We start from the raw sequence: 3334 nt of genomic DNA on the forward strand, positions 1-3334 counted from the left end.
ACATATGATTCTTATTTTAACGACGAAAGACCGAGAAACATAAGTAATAACTGTTTTAATTGGTTAGTTTTTGAGTGCTTTAGACACTTTTGGGCAAAAAATGATAACTAGTAAACAATTGTCAGCGCTAGTTTTAGTCGCTTGTGGTGGAGTATCAACTTCGCTAAATGCTGAGCAAACATCGAAAATAGGTGAGCAAGAGTGGGGGATTGCCGCAGTATATCGCACTGCAAGCATTCCGTTTGAAACTAAGGCAGGCGACCAATCGGTGAGTACTTTTGTGCCTATGATGTTCTTCCAAAACGAACATGTGTTCGTCAATGGTCTTGAAGGCGGAGCGTATCTGTACAAAAACGATGATGACCCGTTTCAGCTTAATGCGGTAATGAGACTACGCTTTGTCGATATTCCTGCTGATGTTCAAAATGCTAACCAAGGTGATTCGGTCGACTTTGGTGGCCAGCTAAGATACAAGCTCGACGATAAATGGTGGCTAGATACTGAGCTGATGAGCGACAAAGAGATGCGTTTTCACGCGAATTTACGTGCATCGGCTAAATACGAGTTTGGCGATTGGCAACTCGAACCACACGCGACGCTTCGATATAAAGGCGCTGAGTTTAATAGCCAGTATTACGCTTTTGCATCATCGACTAAGCAACACATTGGCGCAGGGTTCGATGCTAATGTTGGTATTAAAGCGCGTTACCACGTTTACTCTAATTTGTATCTCCTCGGCTCAACGAGTGTTACCCGACTAGATAGCAACGCATACCACTCAAAAGCAGTAAATGACAGGTACCAAGGGGAGTTTTATGTTGGATTTGGTTTCTTTAACGATAAAACCAAAGCTCCTAAGCCAGAGCTAAGTAACAAGCGCTATGTGCGTTTTGCTCATGGTTGGGCGACGCCATCGAACATGGGTGACATCCTCAGCTTCAACTCTGAAAAGGATCCATACAACAACCAAATGACCTCGTTTTTTTATGGTCACCCTCTTACTGATGAAATCTTCGGTCTTCCTTTAGATATCTACTTTACGCCGGGTATTGTTCACCACTGGTCTTCGGATGTGCAGTCAGCTGCGACTGAATACGTTGCTGCAATCAAAGCTTATTATAACTTTGAGTGGCCGACTCAATGGCGCCTTGGCGTTGCCGAAGGGATGTCTTACATCGATAGCTTGACCTATATCGAAAACGAAGAGATGAAGTCAAAAGGCTATACCCCAAGTAACCTATTAAATTACATAGATCTTTCGCTTGATGTGAATATCGGTGATCTGATCAATAATCGCGACTTTGACAACATGTGGTTTGGCTATTCTCTTCACCACCGCAGCGCGATCTTCGAAAGTGCCTCTCAGTTTGGTCGAATCAAAGGTGGCAGTAACTACAACACCTTGTACTTGCAAATTCACTTCTGACCTAAGAGTAACAGGGGCTAGTTATGAGAGCGGCGTGATTGCCGCTCTTTTTCTGTGATACAATTCGCGCGTTTTAAATCAAGATAATAATAGGAAATGCTTTGACTTCGTCACAGCCAGATAAATCACAAGCAGCAGGTAGCCAAGTTCAGGCGAATACTGCCGCTTCTCTTCGCAAGGCACTTAACCAGTGCATGCTGAAAGATAGATTTCGTCTAAGTAAGCGTATCTCTGGGGCAAATAAAATTAAGAAAGAAGCCTCACGTAATGCTGTATTTGATGAGATCGCTTTAGATATTGCCAAGTCCATGATGGACGCAGAGCAGCGTAGCAACTACGTCCCTAAGATTGAATACCCAGAAATCCTGCCGGTAAGTCAGAAGAAAGATGACATTGCTGAAGCGATAGAGCACAACCAAGTGGTTATTATCGCTGGTGAAACGGGTTCAGGTAAAACCACTCAGTTGCCTAAGATTTGTGCCGAGCTTGGCCGCGGTAAGTTTGGCTTAATCGGTCATACTCAGCCTCGTCGTTTAGCTGCGCGTTCGGTTGCCAACCGTATTGCGGAAGAGATGGAGACTAAGCTAGGCGAGTATGTGGGTTACAAGGTTCGTTTTAACGATCAAATCTCTGACAACACTCAAATCAAATTGATGACCGACGGTATCTTGTTGGCTGAGATACAGCACGATCGTTACCTCAACCAGTACGACACCATCATTATCGATGAAGCGCACGAGCGCAGCTTGAACATCGACTTCATCTTGGGTTACCTGAAAGAGTTACTGCCGCGTCGTCCTGATCTTAAGGTCATCATTACCTCGGCAACCATCGACCCTGAGCGTTTTTCTAAACACTTTAACAATGCGCCAATTATCGAAGTGTCAGGTCGGACTTACCCGGTTGAGACGCGTTATCGTCCACTGCGTGGTGATGACGATGTCGACCGTGATCAGCTAGATGGCATCTTTGAAGCGGTTGACGAGCTATGCGATGAAGGTTTGGGTGATATCCTGATCTTTATGAATGGTGAACGAGAGATCCGCGATACCGCTGATGCACTTGCGAAACGCAATCTTAAGAGCACCGAAATCGTGCCTCTGTATGCTCGACTATCAGCCGGTGAGCAAAACAAGATCTTCCAGCCGCACGCTGGGCGTCGCATTGTTCTGGCGACCAACGTAGCAGAGACCTCGTTAACGGTTCCGGGCATTAAGTACGTTATTGACCCAGGTACTGCGCGTATCAGCCGTTACAGCTACCGTACCAAGGTTCAGCGCTTACCAATTGAGCCAGTGTCTCAAGCGAGTGCTAATCAGCGTAAAGGTCGTTGTGGTCGTGTTGAAGAGGGTATCTGTATCCGTCTGTACTCTGAAGATGACTATAACTCTCGTCCTGAGTTTACTGACCCAGAGATCCTGCGCACCAACTTAGCCTCGGTTATCTTGCAGATGACTGCTTTAGGCTTAGGCGATATTGAAGCCTTCCCGTTTGTTGAAGCGCCAGATAAACGTAATATTCAAGATGGTGTCAGACTGCTAGAAGAGTTGGGTGCGATCAATGACAAAGCGAAAGATCCGAAGAAACGCTTAACGTCTGTGGGTCGTCAATTGGCACGTTTACCTATCGATCCGCGCTTAGCTCGTATGGTACTGGAAGCGCCGAAATATGGCGCACTGAAAGAGTTGATGATTATTGCGTCGGCACTTTCTATTCAAGACCCACGTGAGCGTCCAAGTGACAAACAGCAATCTTCAGACGATAAGCATCGCCGCTTCTTCCACGAAGATTCTGACTTCCTGACGTTTGTTAACTTATGGGATTACATTCAAAAACAGCAGAAGCAGCTTTCTGGCAACCAGTTCCGCAAACAGTGTAAGCAAGAGTACCTCAACTACTTACGTGTGC

General features: G+C 45.8%; 2 protein-coding genes. Both read left to right on the forward strand.

Going from position 1 to position 3334, the window contains the following annotated elements; all coding sequences use genetic code 11:
- Positions 1-100 precede the first annotated feature (100 nt).
- On the forward strand, positions 101-1426 hold the full coding sequence (locus QTO00_RS16930) for a MipA/OmpV family protein (RefSeq protein ID WP_331425826.1): 1326 nt from the start codon (positions 101-103) through the stop codon (positions 1424-1426).
- Between the two features lie 101 nt (positions 1427-1527).
- Positions 1528-3334: ATP-dependent RNA helicase HrpA (gene hrpA, locus QTO00_RS16935; RefSeq protein ID WP_443088937.1), on the forward strand; the 1807-nt coding region annotated here is incomplete at its 3' end.

This window comes from Vibrio sp. M260118 (genome assembly GCF_036533755.1).
Taxonomy (GTDB): Bacteria; Pseudomonadota; Gammaproteobacteria; order Enterobacterales; family Vibrionaceae; genus Vibrio.

Coding starts and splice junctions, on each gene's coding strand:
- QTO00_RS16930 (WP_331425826.1), top strand. CDS start 101: ATGATAACTAGTAAACAATTGTCAGCGCTAGTTTTAGTCGCTTGTGGT.